Raw genomic sequence first — 16,932 nt, 5'->3', positions numbered from 1 at the left:
CGTGGAGATCATCACCCAGGCATCTGTCGACATCGCCGCGGGAGAATCCCGCCCAGCCATCCCGCTGTGCAGCGATCGCCGCACCACTCTGGTCGATCGCCCGTCGGTGAACGACCTCTACACCGGGTGCCGCGGCCACGACGCGGTCGTCACCGTAGAAACCGAACTCGGCGCCGTCGAGGGACTCATCTTCGCCCTGCCGTTCACCGCCATCTCCGAGTACGTCGACCAGGTGCGCGACGGCGACCTCGACGGTTTCGAAGACGCCCTCAACCACCTGCTGCCCCGCGGCCGGTCCCGCAAATACATCGACGCCTACACCCTCGGCCAGGTCGAAGCGCGTGGGAGGGCCGAGTGATGACCGAACCCCGCACCCTCGCTGACGTCGTCGAACGCGTCGTCACCCTCGCCCAATACGACCCCGACGCCTGCGCGATCGTGTCACCCGCGTACGGCAACAAGGCACCCCACATCCTCGACGGCCAGCCGAACACCATGATCGCCGGCGTCCTGGAGCTCGGCGCCGCCCTCGAACGTGGCCTGTCGTGGAACGTCGCACCCGCGTCAACGCTGCTGCGGTCACTCAACCACCGGTGGGCCACCCCCGCCGACGTCGCCCGCGCCGACTGGCTCGACCGCGTCGTCGAAGCCGAACAGTCCGGCGCCACACGCCTTGCCGCCATCCGCGCCGCCGGGGAGGTGCCCCGATGACCACGTACGCGTTCGTCGACACCGAGACGACCGGCCTCGACCGTGGCGCCGAGATCTGGGAGTTCGCCGCGATCATCCGATACAGCGACGACACCGAACACACCGTCCACATCCACATCGACCACAACTTCGAGCACGCCGCCACTCTCGACGAGAAGTTCCGCGTCGACCACGATGCCCGGTTCGGCGCCGCGACCGACATGTACGTCTACACCCGGGCCGGTGCCGCCAGCATCATCCACGCCGCTCTCGCGGGTACGCACATCGTGGGCGTCAACCCCGCGTTCGACGCCAAGATGCTCGAGCGGCTCCTCGACGTGGCGGACTTGCAGCCGTCGTGGCACTACCGCGTGATCGACCTCAGCGCGATGACGCTCGGATACCGCCTCGCGAAACGCCAAGCCGACGGATACGAGAACCTCCCCGCCGACATTCCGTGGCGCTCCGACGACCTCGCCGGCCAGGTGATGCCCATGGTGACCCCCGAAGGCGACCCGATGTACCCGCGGCACACCGCCCTCGGTGACGCGCGCTGGTGCCGCGACTGGTGGGACGCCCTCACCACCCTGCGCGAGGAGGAGTACTGATGACCGCCCCCGCGATCAACCCCGCGGCGATCGACGCCGCGCTCCCGGACTTCGACGCTGTGGTGGCATGCGAGGTAGAGGTCGAAGGGGGCTGCGACCGGCCCGCGGAGTGGCGTGTACGGATGCATGGCCCGAAGGACCACCGTTGCGGCACCTACACGCTCTGCATGTGTGACACCCACCTGACCCTTGAACGCACGAGCCTCGAGAACATGCTGCGCGCCGCTCGAACCGGCCTCCACTGCTGCTACTGCGGGCTGTTCGTGACGCAGGTGTCCGAAGCGATCTTCTCGGTGGTGGCACTGTGACCGTTCTCGAGGTGAAGAACCCGCCCGCCCCGGGCAGCGACGAGTGGCGGAAAGTGGTGTCGCCGTCGAAGATCCCCGCGCTGCTCGGAGTGTCGCGGTTCCGTTCGCAGTACACGGTGTGGCACGAGATGGCGGGCCTCGTCGCACCCGAACCGATCGCCGAGGCTCGCCAAGACGACTTCGACTACGGCCACGCGTGCGAGCTCGCCGCCCGCGAGTACTGGCTGTACAAGAACCCCGGGTGGCGGCTGTCCCGCGGCGAAGTCGCCTACACCAACGACGCCCTGTCGTTCCCGAACCTCGCGACCCTCGACCTCCGCGCATCGCGCGGCCGCACCCGCAAGGTCGTCGAGGTGAAAACCGCACGCGATAAGGAAGAGTGGGGCGACGACGGCTCCGGAGAGGTACCGGCCGACTACGCCGCCCAGGTGATCGCCCAACAGCACATCACCGGCTGGACGTCCGAGCCCGCCGACATCGTCGTGTGGTTCCAGTTCGGCAAACCGAAGATCTACCACGTCGACTACGAACCCCGGCTCGCTGCAGCGATGTTCGCGCGCATCAACGCCATGTGGCCGTCGATCGTCGCGCAGACCCCGCCGCCGGACCTGGACGACTCGGTGTCGACGTACGAGACGGTCAAGGCGATGCACCCGGACATCGACGGGTCGACCGCCGTGCTCGATCCGGTCCTCGCGCGTGACTTCCTCACCGCCGACGCCGATCTCAAGACGATCACCAAGCGGCACCGCGGACTCAAGACCCGCGTCCTCGACGCCATGCGCAACGCCCAGCACGCCGTCGCCGGCAGCCCCGAGCAGAAGATCGCCCGCCGCCAACCCGGGCAGCGCGGCTCCGTCTCGCTCTACCCCATCACCAAGACAGACCCCGACAGCATCACCACGAAGGAGAGCAACGCAGCATGAGCAGCACCGAAATCGCCACCAAGCAGGGCGCGATCGCCACACAGCCCACCTCCGACCTCGCCATCGCCCCCGGCCAATCCGAGTTCAGCGAAGCGCAGGTCGCCGCGCTCGCCCAGCTCGGCGTCCAGGACGCATCGCCGGGGGACCTGCAGGTGTTCTTCCACCAGGCCAAGAGCACCGGCCTCGACCCGTTCAAGAAGCAGATCTACATGATCGGCCGGAAGACGAAGACCGGCGGCTACCGCGGGGAACCCGAACGGTGGGAGACGAAGTGGACCATCCAGGTCGGCATCGACGGATACCGGCTCGGCGGCCGCCGCGTCGTCAACGCCCTCGGAATCAAGCTCGACCAGGACGGCCCGTACTGGCACAACGGCACCGACTGGGTCGACGTGTGGCTCGACACGAAGAACCCGCCGCAGGCCGCGAAGTTCGTCATCATCCGCGACGGTGAGCGGCACGTCGGGATCGCGAACTACTCCGAGTACGTCCAGACCAACAGCAACGGTCAGCCGAACTCGATGTGGAAGAAGATGCCGGCCAACCAGCTCGCCAAGTGCGCCGAGGCCGCCGCCTGGCGCCACGCCTTCCCCGACACGTTCTCCGGGGTGGTGTTCGAGGACGCCGCCCACCACACGGTGATCGACTCCGAGGTCGTCGACGAGGCACCGAAGAAGGAAGGCGGCCGCGGCGCCGCCGGACTCGCCGCAGCGCTCGGCGTCACCGACGAGCAGCCCTCCGAATCGAGCCCAGAACCGGAACCGTCGCAGGTCGTGGACGCGGAAGTCGAGACGGCGGACGAGCCGACGAAGGAGCAGTTCAAGCGGCTCAACGACCTGTTCGTCGCCGCCGGACTGACGAAGGACGACAAGAACGGCCGCCGCATCGTCGCCGCCCAGCTCGTCCCGGACCGCGACCCGGACGCACCGCTGACCGCAGCGAACGTCGACCACATCGCCGACATGCTGCAGCAGCTTCGCGATCAGGGAGACCAGGTGCTCATCGACACCGTCGAGAGCCTCATCACCGAGCACGACACGGAAGGACCTGCCAAATGACCACCACCGAACTCTCACCGAACGCTGCGCAGTTCGCCGCCACCGCCCAGGTGCCGACGAAGAAGAAGGCGCGCCCCGACCGCGACCTCGTCATCTACTCGACGAAGTCCGGGAAGTGGCACTGGAAACTCATGTCGCCCAACGGGAAACTGGTGCAGGCCCGATCGGGCCCGGACGGCTACAAGCGCCGCGACGACGCAACGACCGCCGGCCGCCGACTCCTCGCCACCCTCGCCGACTCGGCGATCCGCCTGGTCGTCCACAAGGTCGACGGCACCATCGACGACCGCGGACTCATCTCGTGACCGCCGCCGCCCCCACCCACACCGCCGAGTTCTGGGCCGACAGACAGCGCGCCCTCGAGTGGTACACCGTCAAGGAGTGCCGCGACCGCGGGGACAGCTACGAGTTCTCCACGACGAGCTCGACCGGCTTCATCCGATCGAAGACCGACATCGGCGAGATATTCGCTCCCGGTGACCAGTTCGCACTCGAGACGGTCCAGTTCTCCCGCATCACCGGGCTGATGGACTCGGACGGCGTGTGGCGCTTCCGGATGACCGACGAAGACCTGGCCGCCGAGTCGCGCCGCCAGTCCGAGGACTTCGAGCGCCGCGAGCGCGAGCAGTTGGACGCCCACCGCGAAGAGTGGACCGCACGGGAAGCCGAGCTGCCGGAATGGATTCGGGCACGGCTGAACAACTTCCGCGCCCGTGCCGGCACCGAGCGTTTCGAGCTGGAGGGCTGGGGATACGAGCTGGCCATCGCGCAGCTCGCAGTCGCCTACGCCGAGGGCAACGAGGCCGAGGTGGACCGGATCGCCGAGAAGTACGGCACGTCGGGCAACCAGCACGACATGGCGAAGATCCTGGCGAAAGGACACCGGGAAGGTCTCGACGACTCCATCGCCAACTCGGTGTCCGCGCTCGCCCCGCTGACCGGATCGGCGGACTACTCATGACCGGCCAGCACTCCGACGTCGACGACGCTCGGCACTTCCTGACCGAGGCGAAGAACGATCCGAGCGCCGCGGGCTACCACCTGGTGGTCGCGCAGACCCACGCGGTCCTCGCGCTCGTCGACGCCCTCACCCACCTCGCACAACCCGCCCCCTACACCTACGTAGAAAACACCGGAGAAGGCAGACAGTGACGAACTACGACGAGACCACCGGCCTCCCCACCGAACGCCACCAGGCGCCCGCCGGCATCCCGAAAGCGAACGGCAACAACGGGTTCGAGGTGCCCCTCGGCTCAGGCATCACGATCAACGGCCGCACCTACACCTCGGCACTGGTCCAGCTGACCGGTGGTGCGAGTGACTTCCCGATCTTCAACCCGCCCTACGAGGAGGAGATCAGAACCTACATCGTCAAGGCGCAGTTCGACGGCTTCGGGTTCGTCACCCGCGGCGACGAGTCCCACCTCGTCATCAAGATGAAGCACTTCGTGTTCTACGACCGGGAGCTCGGGCCGCTCAACGACTTGCAGCGGGTCAACACCCCGGAGGAGATCGCCGCGTTGAAGCGCAAGGCGAAGGAATCCGCCGACGAGAATCCCGACGCCGACGTCGACACCAGCGGCGGCCTGTTCGACGACGCCGGCAACGTGACCGGGGACCTCAACGCCGACACCGAGGACGAACCGGCCCGTGAGCCGGAGCCGGAGCGGGACAACGTTGTGCGGCCCGCGTTCTCCGACCAGAAGAAGGACGGCGACGACTGATGAGGCGATTCACGATCCCCGACCACAACCGGCTGCAGGCGACTGCGGACCAACTTGAGGCTGACGGCAGCCGCAATGCCGACGAGTACCGGAAACGATACGAAGCGGCGCAGTCCGCCTATGACAGCATCGTCGAGCTCGGTAAGCACTCCGCCGCGGTCCAGGGGGACGAAACGAACTGGGGTAAGTCGGACTACCAACGGGGCGAGAGTATCGCCCGGTTCCTAGTCGAGGACGGCTGGACCCCGCCAAATCCAATGGGGGTCGAGCATGACCCTGACGTCGCTCCCTTCTCCTCCGAGACGAAGGGCTGACCGATGCCGTTCGTGCTGCTTGCCGTCGCCAACTTCGCCCTCTTCTGCCTCGCCGTCGCCGCCATCATCACCGGCGGTGTGCTCCTCTTCGCCGCCGCCTGGGTGTTGCTCGTCGTCGAAGCGCTCTCCGTCATCGGATGGACACGGATGGCAGCACGCCGCATCAACCAACCGAGAGGAACCCGATGAACACCACGCGAAAGACCCTCGCCGCAACCGCGCTCGCAGCCGCCACCGTCGCCGCCACCCTCACCGGATGCAACACCGACGCCGACGTTGCCGACGAGAACCTCAAGAAGGCCGCCGAGCAGTTCGAGATCAGCCGGCGGATCACCGTGATCAACGGCATCACCGACAAGTACCTGCTGGTCGTCGAGGGAAAGTGCTCGCTGGAATTCCCCGACGGCCGTAACGAGATCATCTGCAAACTCGCCAACGGCGACTTCGTCAAGCACCACGTGATCAAGGCCGACAACGTGTTCGTGATGTCGGAGCAGACGACCGGCGCGAAGGTCAGCACCGACCACTACCGGGTGACCTTCAAGCCCGAGACGATCATCCCCAACGTGGACCGCCCCTGATGAGCGCCGAGACCAGTCCCGGCGTGCCGACATGCAGCCTGTGCCGTCGCGAACGCACCCTCGCCGACGCCTACGACTACAACCCCCTGCAGGTCATCACCGGCCAGCCCGTCGGCTGGTACTCCGGCGACGACGGCGAAGTCTGCCCCCAATGCATGGCCAACACCCTGAACGGTCAGCTATGAAGGCCCTCACAGTCCAGCAGCCCTGGGCGTGGGCGATCGTCCAGGGCGGGAAGCTCATCGAGAATCGCACGGCGAACTGGTCCTACCGGGGCCCGCTGGCGATCCACGCGGGTCTGCGGTGGTCCGACCGCGGCTCGCAGTCCGATCTGGTGCACGGCGCTTGGTACGAGCAGCACCCACCGCACGGGATCGTCGGTGGCCGGCTGCCCGAGTGGCAGTTCGAGAAGGGCGCGATCATCGGGATCGTCGACCTCGTCGACGTCCATCCCGACGGCGGATGCTGCCGCCCCTGGGGCGTGAGCGCCTACGCCGAGGCCGGCGGCCGCACCCGCCGCGCCGTCACCCACCTCGTCCTCGAGAACCCCCGCCCACTCGCCGAACCCCTCATCTGCGCAGGCGCACTCGGACTGTGGACACCGCCCGCCGACATCATCCGCCGACTCGACGCCCTCGCTGAACAGCACGCCGAGTACGGAACCCGGGAGGTGGCCCGGTGAGCGAAACCCAGTGGCGTCTCCGCGACGTCGACAACCGCGGCCCCGACGGCGAGCCCTACGAGATCACCGGCGCCCCCGACGAACTGATCGCCTATCTCGACGGCCCCGTCCGCTCCGACCTCACCGGATTCAAGGCCGAGGAACACCTGAAAGACCTCATCGCCGCCTACAACCGCGCCGACATCGCCACAGCCCGCAACGTCGGACCACAACTCTCCATCTACACCGAGGAGGTGACGAGTGCCTGAGTTCACCACCGACGACATCGCGATCGCCGTCGAGATCCCCGGCGTCTACGACGGCACCAGCGCGTACCTCCTCAAGGACGGCACCTGGCGAAACCGCTGGGACGGGCTGGCTCTCCCGCGCCGCCAACAGGCAACCGCAGCATGGATCGAGCAGAACGGTGACGCGTTCCGCGAAGCCAACCGCGATCTACTCGACAGCGCGCGATCATGACCCTCGTCCTGACCGCCGACGAGCGGGACCTCCTCCGCGAAGCGCACCGGGTCATCGCTCCCATCGTCGCGACGTCCGGCATGACCGACCACGTGCGAACCAGCATGAGTGGAGGCGGGAACGGCCGCTTCTCCTACGCGGTACGCGGCAACAAGCTCACCGGCTGGTGGCCCACTCAGTGGAACCCCGAGCGCGAAACGTCCATCACCCTCACCCGAGTCCAGAAGTGGGCCGACAGCCTCCCCGACGAGCTACGAGCCCGCGCGCTGGTCGCGTGGCGGGTCTACCCGGTCAACACCCGCGACATCCCCGCGCTGTACCGCATCACCCTCGAAGCGATCGACCTTCAAGAGCGACCCCAGCCCGCACCCGGCCAACTCGACCTGTTCCAGGAGGTGTCATGACGCCGTACTACGCCGACGATTCGGCGACGCTCTACCTCGGCGACGCGCTCGCCATCGGCCGGCAGCTCGAATCCGGATCGGTCAACTGCATCGTGACGAGCCCGCCCTACTTCGGCCTCCGCGATTACGGAGAGCCCGGACAATACGGGTTGGAGGCCTCGCCAGCCGAGTACGTCGAGACGATGCGCGCGCTGTTCGCCGAGCTGCGCCGCGTGCTCACCGACGACGGCACCCTGTGGCTCAACCTCGGCGACAGCTACTCGGGATCGTGGGGCAACCAGGGACGCAAGGACGAACGCGGCACTCAGCGGCCGATCAACGGCAGCATGATCACTCCGGTCCACGATGGCCGGTACCCATCGAAGGGCAGCAACACCGGCGCGATCAAGCCGGGCGCCCCGCCCGCGAAGAACCTCATGGGCATCCCGTGGCGCGTCGCGTTCGCGCTCCAGGATGACGGCTGGATCCTGCGCAACGAGGTGATCTGGTCGAAGCCAAACGGCATGCCCGAGAGCATCACCGACCGATTGTCGAAGCGTCACGAGCACGTGTTCATGTTCGCGAAGTCGACCCGCTACTGGTTCGATCTCGACCCCATTCGCGAGCAGTACGACGGCGATCGAGACCTGACCCGCCGCGCACGATCGGGCAGCGTGAACAAAGAGAACTCCATCGCCCAGGCGTGGGGGCAGCGGGCCGAGGCGCGACCCCCGGGCACCTCCCCTCAGACGAACGGCGGCCCGACCGGCGAGCGCCACACCGCCACCCACGAGCGGGGCCGCAATCCCGGCGACGTCTGGTCCATCCCCACGCAGCCGTTTCCCGGTGCGCACTTCGCCGTCATGCCCCTCGCCTTGGCCGAGCGGTGCATCCAGGCCGGGTGCAAACCCGGCGGCACCGTCCTCGACCCGTTCAGCGGTTCCGGCACAACCGGGCTCGCCGCCGCCCGGCACGGGCGCCGATACGTCGGCATCGACCTCAACAGCGAGTACCTCGACCTATCGATCCGGACCCGGCTGGCTCAGCCGGTCCTCGACTTCGGCGGTGCCACATGACCTTCACCCGACATCGCCTGATCCCCGTGCTGTTCAACGAGGACATCGGGGTGCGAAACCGATGCTCGACCGACCAGCACGAACCGGTCACCTACAACCCGCTCCTGGACGTCACCTACTGCCGGTGCGGGCTCATCACCCGCCCGGGCAACGTCTGCCGACACCCGACTGACCGCGAGCTGTGCGACACAGCGCACGGTCGTCGCGACCACCGCCTGGTGTGCCCCCTGCACGGAGGCGATCGGTGATGCCACAACGTATCCAGCGCCGTCGCACGAAGGGTTGGAAGATGCCCCAGGGTGCGGTCTACGTCGGGCGGCCGACGAAGTGGGGCAACCCGTTTCCGGTCGGCGGCGCGGTGCCCGACATCACAAACATCTACGGCCCCGTCTCAGGGCTGAGTGACATCACTGCCGAGCAGTCTGTCGAGGCGTACCGCCGGTATGCGCCGGTCGTCTTCGTTCCGGTCAAACCCTCCGCTCGACCGCATCACGGCATCTACACCCACGGCATTGAGTCGTTGCCCGCGCACGCGAATCGCGTCCTCCGTGGCCGTGACCTCGTGTGCTGGTGCCCGCTCGATGCCCCGTGCCATGCCGATGTGCTCCTGGAGATCGCGAACGGCGGTGGACCCCGGTGACGTACGTCGAGTATCTCGAGCGCGAGGCGGCAGCGTGCCCGTGGCTCCCACACGCGCATACTCCCGGGGTCTGTGACCGCTGCGGAACCAAGCTGACCGGCCGTCGCACCCGCTGGTGCAGCGACGCCTGCATGTACGAGTGGCGCGGCGAGCACGACTGGACCGCCGCCCGGGAGAAGGCGAAACGGCGCGACGGCCGCCAGTGCGTGAAGTGCGGCAGCACCCGCGCGCTCGAGGTGAACCACATCGTCCCGCGCGTCGGCCGCGGCTATGGCTTCGGCTGCCACAACCACCAGTCCAACCTCGAAACCCTCTGCCACGACTGCCACCTCGTGGTGACGAAGCAACAGGCGCTCGCTCGCCGCGCGGCCCAGCTGAGTCCCGAACTCCTCACGGATGGAGCCGACGAATGAGCCGCGAGACCCGCGAGATGAAGCCCCTTCCCGGGGTCCTCACGACCGCCGAGCGGATCCGGAACCGCCGGTGCCTGTGGTGCGAGTGGCACCCCGAAGCGCAGGGGCACGCACCCGACTGCCCGACCCGACTACACGACAAGGAGACCCAGAGTGGCGCATAGACCCAAGATCTCGATGCGGGTACGTCTCTCGGTCTACGAGCGCGACGGCTACCGCTGCCAGTACTGCGGGCTGCAGTTCGAACCGTGCCCGTCCCCGAAGAACGCCCCTTGGACCGCTGACGACCCGTACATCATGCTCGAGCTCGACCACGTCATCCCGCGCGCGATCGGCGGCTCCGACGACATAGACAACCTGCGCGCCGCATGCAGTCCGTGCAACCGCCGCAAGGCGACCTACGTGCGGGACGAGCAGTGGGCTGAGCGCATCCAGAAAGCCACCGCGGTGCTGCAGGGAACCGTCCCCTCCCGCGAGTGCGCAGAGAAAGCCATCAGCGAGCTCGTAGGCCGCAAATTCACCTTCGCAGAGATCGACATGGAGGTGAAACTCAGTGCCTGACTTCCGTGTCTCAGACACCGCCGCGTTCGACGACAAGATGATCCAGGCCGGCAACTCGGCCATCGGATTGTGGGCTCGCGCGGGTGCCTGGTGCATGCAGCAACTCACGGATGGATTCGTTCCGACGCGAATTGCGCGGCAAATCGGAACGAAAGCACAGGCTGACCGCCTCACGGATTGCGGCCTGTGGGAGACCGTCGACGGTGGCTATCGGTTCGTGAAGTTCCTCAATCACCAGCGGTCGAAAGAACAGGTCGAATCGGAGAAAGCTGCTGCTAGACAGCGCATGCGCAAGGTTCGTTCGGGTGAACGTTCCACCGAACGGACTGAACCTGTTCAGCCGAACGGTTCGGGCGAACGTTCGCCGCACGTTCACGACTCCCATCCCTTCCCTTCCCTTCCCTCTAGTGGTTACGAAGGGAGGGAGGGTTACGTACCGGAACGTGCGAGCGACGAGCCCCCAACCCCCCGCTGCCCCAAGCACATCAACGACGAGCGCCCCCCGGCGTGCGGCGCCTGCGCTGACGCGCGGCGAATCCGCGAGACCTGGGACGCCCAGCAGGCCCAGCGCCGTACCGAGGCCGAACGGGCCGAGCGCGCCGCCCGCGTCGAGGCGGAACGGATCGCTCGCGAGAACTGCCCGCTCTGCGACAACGAGACCGGTTACCGCGGGAACCGTGTCTGCGATCACGACCCCGACACCGCCGCCCGTGCCGCCCGCGGGATGGCACTCGTCCGCGAACAGCTCGCCGCCTCAGCCTCGAAAGGAAGCTCGTAGTGACCCAGCCCCACCTGCCCGACTTCGCCGCGCACATCCCGTGCGACTCGGCCTCCCCCCGCGTGGTGTGCACCGCCCCCGCGGTCTACCGCGTGGTGATGCACCCGCCGAAGACACACGACGACCACACGTGCGGCCACCACGTGACGCTGCTGTGCCAGCACTGCGTGCAGGTCGTCCGCAACCACGTGCGCCGCACCCTCACGAAGAAGGGCGCACCCCAGCCGGTCTGCCCGGTGTGCGACATGCGGTTCTACGCCATCCGTGACGTGATGCAGGAGGTGACGGAACTGTGAGGACCGAGAAGCGTTCCAAGGTGGTTGCCGTCGACACCAGCGACAGCGCCGACTCACCAATCGAGTGGCGCATCCACGTGATGCGACACCCCGACGGGTTGTTCGGACACCTCCCGGGCGGCAGCCCGTCGGCCGAAGACGTCCCGACCGATGCGCTCCGCGCACTCCTCGCGTTCGCCGTGAAGGGCCTCGCCCTCTCCGGTGTCGGTGAGGCGGCGCAGATCGTCCGCGACGAGTTCGCCCGCCACCAACCCGACGAGGTCACCGACGCGCAGGTGGTGGAACCGTGAGCACGCACGACTCGGCAATCATGCTGCCCCCAGACGCCGAACTGACCATCGAACCGACCGGCGTCTGGATCGCCTACTACGGCGACAACTCAGGCGCGACGGCGTTCCCAAGTGAGATCGAAGCACTGCGCCACGCTGTTGGCACCTCGATGCTCGTTCATCACGTTGCCTGGGGCAGTGACATTTTCACCGGACGGGAGCGACCATGAGCGACATCGTCGACGACATCGACGCCCTCATCGACGAGCAAATCGCCGCCGGCGAAAGCGGGCAGGCCCGCCGCGCCGCCGACGCCGACCGCCGGTGCGGGCACTGCGGCCGTGCGTGGCACGGCCTCGCCATCACCACCCGCATGGAGGAGATGCGCCGCGAGTACCTCACGAACGTCGTGATGGCCCGGATGCGGGGCGAGGAGTACGAGTACGCCGAATCGGCCATCCTCGGCGACTACCGCCACGCCGACGACGACTCCACCGTGCTGTGCCCGGGCTCCGAGTTCATCGGCCCCCTACCCTCGACGTGCGACGCAGCGGCGAGCCTGACCGACGACGACGGCTGCCAGTGCCCCAACTGCCTCATGTGGCGAGCAGCCTTCGGCGGCGGCCCCGCGGGCGCGCTCCGCGGGCTGTGGCAGCTTCCCGACGACCCGCTGGACCCCGCATCCTGGCTGACCCGCCCAATCCGAGACGGCCGCGTCACGCCCGAGCTCGGACGGTGGCCCGGGATCACACGCTGGCTGGAACCGGCCCGCTGGTGGCGACTCGACATCACCGCCCACCAGGACATGGAGGAGTTCACCTTCGAAACCGAAGGAGTCGGCGTCGTCCGCGGCATGGTCGGCCCACCCGCCCGCACGACCCTCATCGTCCGGCTCGTCGACGGCCGCACCGGCATGACCCCACTGATCAACGATCCCGCCACCAGCACCGGCATCTACGCCCACTACACCGCCCACGAGACCGACCGACGTCCCCTCACCCTCGACGTCCACACGGCGCGCCCGCCACACGATCTCGGTGGTCGCATCGTGTGGCACGAGATCGACGGCCCGGGCGGCGACTACGTCCACTCACGCGCCGTCGTCTCGACCAACCGTGTCGACCGTTGGTTCGACCAGCACGGCCTGTGGTTCCTCGCACCACGCGAGATGCGGGCCGCCGCGCATCGGCTCATGGGCCGCCTCGCCATCGACGACGGGCGCCCACTGCGCGCCGCCCGCACCCGAATCCCTGACGGAGCCCCGTACCTGCCCATCGGCGTCACGATGCCGCAGCGCGGCGACACCGTCGGCTACGAGATCGGCGGACGCGTCTACACCGGATACGTCACGAACGTCGACACCGTGCTCCGCCTCGACGGATCGAGCACCGAAGAGTTCGCCATCACCCTCAATGACCCAGACACAGACTCGGGTATCAGGCGCCTGTTCGGCCTTGCCGGTGGTATCGCGGGCGGTGTCGAGTGAGCATCGTCGGTCTCGACCCGTCCCTCACCAGCACCGGCATCGCGGTCCTCGCGCTCCACCCCGTGGGCCCGACGAAGGTGATCGCCGTCGCCGCGGTCGGCCGCGACGGCACCGCCGGCGAGGGATACCCGCAACGCGCTCGCCGCATCGTGGCCCAAACCCGCCGGATCATCTCCCAGATCCCAGCCGACACCGAGCTCGTCGTGATGGAAGGCCCGTCGTACGGGTCGCAGTACGGCGCCCAGATGGACCGCCACGCACTGTGGATGGGCGTCTACTCCACGATCCAGGGCATGGGCATCCCGATCGCCGTTGTCGCCCCAGGGACCCGGGAGAAGTGGGCCACCGGATCGGTGCCCCGCGGGATCGACCGGAAGGTCCGCAAAGCCCGCGTGCTCGCCGCGGTGCGAGAGATGTTCCCCGGCGAACGGATCTGCAACGACGACGAAGGCGACGCCGTCATCCTCGCCGCCATGGGCGCCCACCACCTCGGGTGGCCGCTGCCGTTCGAAACGAAGGAGCGGCACACCACCGGACTACAAGCGATCGACTGGCCCACCGAACTGCGAGCCACACGATGACCGTCGCCGAGCTAATCGAGAAGCTGTCCGCGCTGCCGCCGAGCACCGTCGTCGCGACGGACTCAGAGTTCGGGTACGACGCCGACGTCTGCGTGTACCAGTTCCGCGCCAACGTGGAGCGCCGCACTGATGGCTCCACCTCGTGGATGCACGACGACAACGGCCGCGATTCCATCGAACCCGTCGTCCTCATCACCCACTACGGCCACGACGACAAGGAGCAGCTGTGAAGCATCCACCCGCGCCCAGCTCAGCGATCGAGTGCGCCAACATCGCATGGCTCGCCAGTGCCGGCGCCCGCGCCACCGTCTGCTGCACACGCGAGCACGGCCACGCCGGACCCCACTACGACGCGGTTCTCGGCGTCGAATGGACAAAGGAGCAGCGTTGACCGACGAAGAACTGGCCGAAGCGTGCGACCTGCCACCGAGTGAGATCCGCTGCCCCGAGTGCTCTCGCAGCTTCCAGAAGCGCTGCCACACGAGCCGTGACGTCCGAATCCAAGGAGGGCCAGCGGGATACGCGGCACACCGCCGCGTTGTCCACGGCGACGGGAACACACGATGACCGTCTGCCCGCGCTGCCATTTAGAGATCCCCGCGGCCGCCGACACGTGCGACTGCGTACCCGCACCACCGCGCGAGCCCGAACCCGACCGGCCCGCCGTCCCCGTCTACTCCGAAAACCTGCGCGTCGACCGAGACCGAGCATTCACCCGCCACGCCGACGAGAGGCACACGATCCGATGACCCAGCCCGTCGACGCCGGACTCGACCGCAACGCCCAGGACCGCCTCGTCGAGAAACTCACCGACATCCACGCGTGGCTGTCCGAAGACCTCGACGCCACCCTGATCCGCGACACCGCATTCCGCGACAACTCGGAACGCGTCTCCGGGAAACGGGCCGACAGCGAAGGCCCCATGCCGTACGACGACGCCGCAGCCGAAGCGGCACGCGAACTGCACGGCGCACTCCGAGAAGCCGTCTGGTCCGTCTGCACCCAACGCGGACTCACCTGGCCCGGCGAACGACGATCCCCCTACCTCGCGCTGTGGCTCACCCGCCGCATCCGGTCACTCGCCGTGTGCGACAACGCGACCCACATCGCCACCACCATCATCACCGCCCACGACACCGCATTCGCCGCCATCGACACCCCCGTCCGCCCCCACTTCCACGGCTACTGCGAGATGTGCGGCCAATCCCTGTGGTCCCGGGGCGGCGACACCCTCACCTGCAAGAAGTGCCGCCGTGTCGTCGACACCGACTATCAACGCCAGCTCGTCGACACCGAACTCGAAGGCCGATTCTTCACCGCCAACGAACTCGTCGACGTAGTCCGCGACCGCTTCAAACTCGACATCAAACCGAAGACCGTGCACGACATGGCGTACCGGCGCCGCGAACGATTGCCCGTCCGAGGCCGCACCCGCGACGGCCAAAAGCTCTACCGCGCCGGCGACGTCTTCCACCGACTCCGACAACAACAAGACCGACGACAGAAGAAGGACCGAACAGCATGAACCTCTACCACACACCCGACGGGCAACAGTTCCTGTCGTTCACGCTCTGCGCCGACTGCCACCGCGCGCTGGGGGAACTACCCGGCCTGACATACCCACTGCCGGGGCAACGCCTGATCGACGCACAGTGGCGGCACATCGCCGCCGCCGACCACCTGGCCCGGGTGGCATGGACCGAACCCGTCACCGTCGACGGAGGTGTCCCACACGAAGCGCTCCGAAAGCTCGGCGACGTCATTGCGAGCATGCTTCGACAGGTGCTCGCGGTCACCGGACAACCCGACGCACTGCCCGCACCAGCCCCCACACGGAACCACCTCGACGCCATGCGGCAAGCATGGGACGAGGGCTACCACGGCGGCACCCTCGACGGACGGGAAGCGCTCGGGCACACGAGCAACCCGTACGACAAGCTGCTCGACGACCGCCAGGAGTTCGTACGCCAGCGGGTCGAGGACGCGTTCGGTGCACTTCCCGGCGACGACGGCGGCATCGACAACGTGCTCGGCGACGACAACGCCGAATGGTTCGACGCCGTGCTCGACGCCCACGACGAATGGCTCGCCCTCCAACAGCGGAAGGCAACGTCATGACCACCCCGCGATTCAGAATCGAGTACCTGCCCGCGGTCGACTGGAGCACACGCCGCCACCCCGCCGCACGACAGTGGGGCATCGAGCGCCACCGCCGCGGCTGCAACGTGAAACTCGGTAGCCGCGGACTCTCGGTGTGGTGGAGGAACGTGCGATGAACGTCAACGGCCAGGCAGCCGACGAACTCGCGCAGCAGCTCGTGACCCAGGCGACATCCGAAGGCAGAACAGTGCTCGTCGTCGGGAAGGGCGCCCACTGCACCGACCTGTTCGACCGCATCGTCGCGATCGACGAACTGCCACAACGCCGCTCACGCTCACGCCGCTACATCCAGTACGCCAACGGCGCGGAGATCTACTTCCGCCCCGCCACCCCAGACGTCGCACGAGGGTTTCTGTCCTGCGACACACTATGCATCCTCGCCCCCATCACCGAAGCAGCCCGCGCATCCGCCGAACCCACACTGTCGAGCACGGACGAACCCATCATCCTCAGTACCTTCGCGTACGCTCCCCACGATGGCTGAGTTCAACGTGGGGGACCGCGTGCGGGTGATACATCCCGCGTCTCAGGCGGATTGGTGGATCGCTGGGCGTGTCGCCGAACATCATCCACCAGACCATGCCGCAGTGCATGTCACCCACGTCAACCTGGCCCGGTTCCCGAACACGTCGTTCCGAGAGGGCGACCAGCCGTCCTGTCTAGTTCGCTACCTCGAGCACATTGACTGACGACAGACCGACTGGGGTGCTTGACAAATCGACAGAAACTCCGAATCCTAAACACTCAGATTGAGGTGCTGTGCCCACACGGGCCAGCACCTCTTCTCATTCCCCCGTCGCGGCGCGGCCGTGCGCGCACCCTCGACACCACACACCCCGATGCTGGGCTGGCATCAACCGTGTGGTGACCGGGCAACCCCGCACCGGACCGACACACACGCAGCACCCGCGCCGCGACGGGCCCCCACACCACACACCA

At 67.6% G+C, this 16,932-nt stretch carries 36 protein-coding genes; all 36 read left to right on the top strand.

Annotated features, from left to right (window positions below; all coding sequences use genetic code 11):
- Position 1: 1 nt before the first annotated feature.
- The 36 genes from BLU62_RS19785 to BLU62_RS19625 all read left to right on the top strand — a co-directional run bounded on the left by BLU62_RS19785 (position 2) and on the right by BLU62_RS19625 (position 16,477).
- Entirely contained in the window at positions 2–358 is a 357-nt protein-coding gene (locus tag BLU62_RS19785) for a hypothetical protein (RefSeq protein ID WP_074851612.1), read from the top strand.
- Positions 358–711, top strand: coding sequence for a hypothetical protein (locus BLU62_RS19780; RefSeq protein ID WP_074851610.1), 354 nt, complete (start codon positions 358–360; stop codon positions 709–711). The genes BLU62_RS19785 and BLU62_RS19780 overlap by 1 nt, the downstream gene beginning before the upstream one ends.
- Positions 708–1,298, top strand: coding sequence for a 3'-5' exonuclease family protein (locus tag BLU62_RS19775; RefSeq protein WP_074851608.1), 591 nt, complete (start codon positions 708–710; stop codon positions 1,296–1,298). Before BLU62_RS19780 ends, BLU62_RS19775 begins: the two co-directional genes overlap by 4 nt.
- Positions 1,298–1,606 (top strand): hypothetical protein, encoded by a 309-nt coding sequence (locus BLU62_RS19770; protein ID WP_074851606.1) that lies wholly within the window; start codon positions 1,298–1,300, stop codon positions 1,604–1,606. The genes BLU62_RS19775 and BLU62_RS19770 overlap by 1 nt, the downstream gene beginning before the upstream one ends.
- Entirely contained in the window at positions 1,603–2,532 is a 930-nt protein-coding gene (locus BLU62_RS19765; RefSeq protein ID WP_074851603.1) for a YqaJ viral recombinase family protein, read from the top strand. Before BLU62_RS19770 ends, BLU62_RS19765 begins: the two co-directional genes overlap by 4 nt.
- Positions 2,529–3,590, top strand: a complete 1,062-nt coding sequence (locus tag BLU62_RS19760) for a recombinase RecT (protein ID WP_074851601.1) — start codon at positions 2,529–2,531, stop codon at positions 3,588–3,590. Before BLU62_RS19765 ends, BLU62_RS19760 begins: the two co-directional genes overlap by 4 nt.
- Positions 3,587–3,895 carry a YegP family protein gene (locus tag BLU62_RS19755; protein WP_074851599.1) on the top strand — a complete coding sequence of 103 codons (309 nt, stop codon included), beginning with the start codon at positions 3,587–3,589 and terminating at the stop codon, positions 3,893–3,895. The genes BLU62_RS19760 and BLU62_RS19755 overlap by 4 nt, the downstream gene beginning before the upstream one ends.
- The gene (locus BLU62_RS19750; protein ID WP_074851597.1) at positions 3,892–4,551 is read left to right on the top strand and encodes a hypothetical protein; all 660 of its coding nucleotides are present in this window, start codon (positions 3,892–3,894) and stop codon (positions 4,549–4,551) included. The genes BLU62_RS19755 and BLU62_RS19750 overlap by 4 nt, the downstream gene beginning before the upstream one ends.
- A complete protein-coding gene (locus BLU62_RS19745) occupies positions 4,548–4,742 on the top strand; it encodes a hypothetical protein (RefSeq protein ID WP_074851595.1) in 195 nt (64 codons plus the stop codon). Before BLU62_RS19750 ends, BLU62_RS19745 begins: the two co-directional genes overlap by 4 nt.
- Positions 4,739–5,314, top strand: a complete 576-nt coding sequence (locus tag BLU62_RS19740; protein ID WP_074851594.1) for a hypothetical protein — start codon at positions 4,739–4,741, stop codon at positions 5,312–5,314. The genes BLU62_RS19745 and BLU62_RS19740 overlap by 4 nt, the downstream gene beginning before the upstream one ends.
- A complete protein-coding gene (locus BLU62_RS19735) occupies positions 5,314–5,628 on the top strand; it encodes a hypothetical protein (protein ID WP_074851593.1) in 315 nt (104 codons plus the stop codon). The genes BLU62_RS19740 and BLU62_RS19735 overlap by 1 nt, the downstream gene beginning before the upstream one ends.
- 3 nt (positions 5,629–5,631) lie before the next feature.
- Entirely contained in the window at positions 5,632–5,817 is a 186-nt protein-coding gene (locus tag BLU62_RS19730; RefSeq protein ID WP_074851591.1) for a hypothetical protein, read from the top strand.
- A complete protein-coding gene (locus BLU62_RS19725; RefSeq protein ID WP_074851589.1) occupies positions 5,814–6,209 on the top strand; it encodes a beta-sandwich lipoprotein in 396 nt (131 codons plus the stop codon). The genes BLU62_RS19730 and BLU62_RS19725 overlap by 4 nt, the downstream gene beginning before the upstream one ends.
- Positions 6,209–6,394, top strand: a complete 186-nt coding sequence (locus BLU62_RS19720; protein ID WP_074851587.1) for a hypothetical protein — start codon at positions 6,209–6,211, stop codon at positions 6,392–6,394. Before BLU62_RS19725 ends, BLU62_RS19720 begins: the two co-directional genes overlap by 1 nt.
- Entirely contained in the window at positions 6,391–6,891 is a 501-nt protein-coding gene (locus tag BLU62_RS19715; protein WP_074851585.1) for an ASCH domain-containing protein, read from the top strand. The genes BLU62_RS19720 and BLU62_RS19715 overlap by 4 nt, the downstream gene beginning before the upstream one ends.
- Complete coding sequence (locus tag BLU62_RS19710) at positions 6,888–7,139, top strand: hypothetical protein (protein ID WP_074851584.1); 252 nt, start codon at positions 6,888–6,890, stop codon at positions 7,137–7,139. Before BLU62_RS19715 ends, BLU62_RS19710 begins: the two co-directional genes overlap by 4 nt.
- A complete protein-coding gene (locus tag BLU62_RS19705) occupies positions 7,132–7,350 on the top strand; it encodes a hypothetical protein (RefSeq protein ID WP_074851582.1) in 219 nt (72 codons plus the stop codon). Before BLU62_RS19710 ends, BLU62_RS19705 begins: the two co-directional genes overlap by 8 nt.
- Entirely contained in the window at positions 7,347–7,754 is a 408-nt protein-coding gene (locus BLU62_RS19700; RefSeq protein ID WP_074851580.1) for a hypothetical protein, read from the top strand. The genes BLU62_RS19705 and BLU62_RS19700 overlap by 4 nt, the downstream gene beginning before the upstream one ends.
- A complete protein-coding gene (locus BLU62_RS19695) occupies positions 7,751–8,809 on the top strand; it encodes a DNA-methyltransferase (RefSeq protein WP_074851578.1) in 1,059 nt (352 codons plus the stop codon). The genes BLU62_RS19700 and BLU62_RS19695 overlap by 4 nt, the downstream gene beginning before the upstream one ends.
- The gene (locus BLU62_RS19690; RefSeq protein WP_074851576.1) at positions 8,806–9,057 is read left to right on the top strand and encodes a hypothetical protein; all 252 of its coding nucleotides are present in this window, start codon (positions 8,806–8,808) and stop codon (positions 9,055–9,057) included. The genes BLU62_RS19695 and BLU62_RS19690 overlap by 4 nt, the downstream gene beginning before the upstream one ends.
- Positions 9,057–9,449, top strand: coding sequence for a DUF4326 domain-containing protein (locus BLU62_RS19685; protein WP_074851574.1), 393 nt, complete (start codon positions 9,057–9,059; stop codon positions 9,447–9,449). The genes BLU62_RS19690 and BLU62_RS19685 overlap by 1 nt, the downstream gene beginning before the upstream one ends.
- Complete coding sequence (locus tag BLU62_RS19680) at positions 9,446–9,862, top strand: HNH endonuclease (RefSeq protein ID WP_074851572.1); 417 nt, start codon at positions 9,446–9,448, stop codon at positions 9,860–9,862. Before BLU62_RS19685 ends, BLU62_RS19680 begins: the two co-directional genes overlap by 4 nt.
- A complete protein-coding gene (locus tag BLU62_RS32935; protein WP_159441568.1) occupies positions 9,859–10,026 on the top strand; it encodes a hypothetical protein in 168 nt (55 codons plus the stop codon). The genes BLU62_RS19680 and BLU62_RS32935 overlap by 4 nt, the downstream gene beginning before the upstream one ends.
- The gene (locus BLU62_RS19675) at positions 10,016–10,423 is read left to right on the top strand and encodes an HNH endonuclease (protein ID WP_208863652.1); all 408 of its coding nucleotides are present in this window, start codon (positions 10,016–10,018) and stop codon (positions 10,421–10,423) included. The genes BLU62_RS32935 and BLU62_RS19675 overlap by 11 nt, the downstream gene beginning before the upstream one ends.
- 94 nt (positions 10,424–10,517) lie before the next feature.
- Entirely contained in the window at positions 10,518–11,201 is a 684-nt protein-coding gene (locus tag BLU62_RS19670) for a hypothetical protein (RefSeq protein WP_139180056.1), read from the top strand.
- Positions 11,201–11,497: a hypothetical protein gene (locus BLU62_RS19665; protein WP_074851567.1), complete on the top strand. Its 297-nt coding sequence runs from the start codon at positions 11,201–11,203 to the stop codon at positions 11,495–11,497. Before BLU62_RS19670 ends, BLU62_RS19665 begins: the two co-directional genes overlap by 1 nt.
- Positions 11,494–11,787: a hypothetical protein gene (locus BLU62_RS19660; protein ID WP_074851565.1), complete on the top strand. Its 294-nt coding sequence runs from the start codon at positions 11,494–11,496 to the stop codon at positions 11,785–11,787. Before BLU62_RS19665 ends, BLU62_RS19660 begins: the two co-directional genes overlap by 4 nt.
- The gene (locus BLU62_RS19655) at positions 11,784–11,996 is read left to right on the top strand and encodes a hypothetical protein (RefSeq protein ID WP_074851563.1); all 213 of its coding nucleotides are present in this window, start codon (positions 11,784–11,786) and stop codon (positions 11,994–11,996) included. Before BLU62_RS19660 ends, BLU62_RS19655 begins: the two co-directional genes overlap by 4 nt.
- Positions 11,993–13,252 carry a hypothetical protein gene (locus BLU62_RS19650; protein ID WP_074851561.1) on the top strand — a complete coding sequence of 420 codons (1,260 nt, stop codon included), beginning with the start codon at positions 11,993–11,995 and terminating at the stop codon, positions 13,250–13,252. The genes BLU62_RS19655 and BLU62_RS19650 overlap by 4 nt, the downstream gene beginning before the upstream one ends.
- Entirely contained in the window at positions 13,249–13,833 is a 585-nt protein-coding gene (locus tag BLU62_RS19645) for a hypothetical protein (protein WP_074851559.1), read from the top strand. Before BLU62_RS19650 ends, BLU62_RS19645 begins: the two co-directional genes overlap by 4 nt.
- The gene (locus BLU62_RS19640; RefSeq protein ID WP_074851558.1) at positions 13,830–14,063 is read left to right on the top strand and encodes a hypothetical protein; all 234 of its coding nucleotides are present in this window, start codon (positions 13,830–13,832) and stop codon (positions 14,061–14,063) included. The genes BLU62_RS19645 and BLU62_RS19640 overlap by 4 nt, the downstream gene beginning before the upstream one ends.
- Complete coding sequence (locus tag BLU62_RS32930) at positions 14,060–14,224, top strand: hypothetical protein (protein ID WP_159441567.1); 165 nt, start codon at positions 14,060–14,062, stop codon at positions 14,222–14,224. The genes BLU62_RS19640 and BLU62_RS32930 overlap by 4 nt, the downstream gene beginning before the upstream one ends.
- A gap of 354 nt (positions 14,225–14,578) precedes the next feature.
- The gene (locus tag BLU62_RS19635) at positions 14,579–15,358 is read left to right on the top strand and encodes a hypothetical protein (RefSeq protein ID WP_074851556.1); all 780 of its coding nucleotides are present in this window, start codon (positions 14,579–14,581) and stop codon (positions 15,356–15,358) included.
- A complete protein-coding gene (locus BLU62_RS19630) occupies positions 15,355–15,951 on the top strand; it encodes a hypothetical protein (RefSeq protein WP_074851554.1) in 597 nt (198 codons plus the stop codon). Before BLU62_RS19635 ends, BLU62_RS19630 begins: the two co-directional genes overlap by 4 nt.
- A complete protein-coding gene (locus BLU62_RS32925) occupies positions 15,948–16,109 on the top strand; it encodes a hypothetical protein (protein WP_159441566.1) in 162 nt (53 codons plus the stop codon). Before BLU62_RS19630 ends, BLU62_RS32925 begins: the two co-directional genes overlap by 4 nt.
- On the top strand, positions 16,106–16,477 hold the full coding sequence (locus BLU62_RS19625; protein ID WP_074851552.1) for a hypothetical protein: 372 nt from the start codon (positions 16,106–16,108) through the stop codon (positions 16,475–16,477). Before BLU62_RS32925 ends, BLU62_RS19625 begins: the two co-directional genes overlap by 4 nt.
- Positions 16,478–16,932 lie beyond the last annotated feature (455 nt).

Origin of the sequence: Gordonia westfalica (genome assembly GCF_900105725.1) — a bacterium.
GTDB lineage: Bacteria > Actinomycetota > Actinomycetes > Mycobacteriales > Mycobacteriaceae > Gordonia > Gordonia westfalica.
Note: the sequence above shows the minus strand (reverse complement) of the source record. Positions and strands in the feature narration are given on the sequence as shown.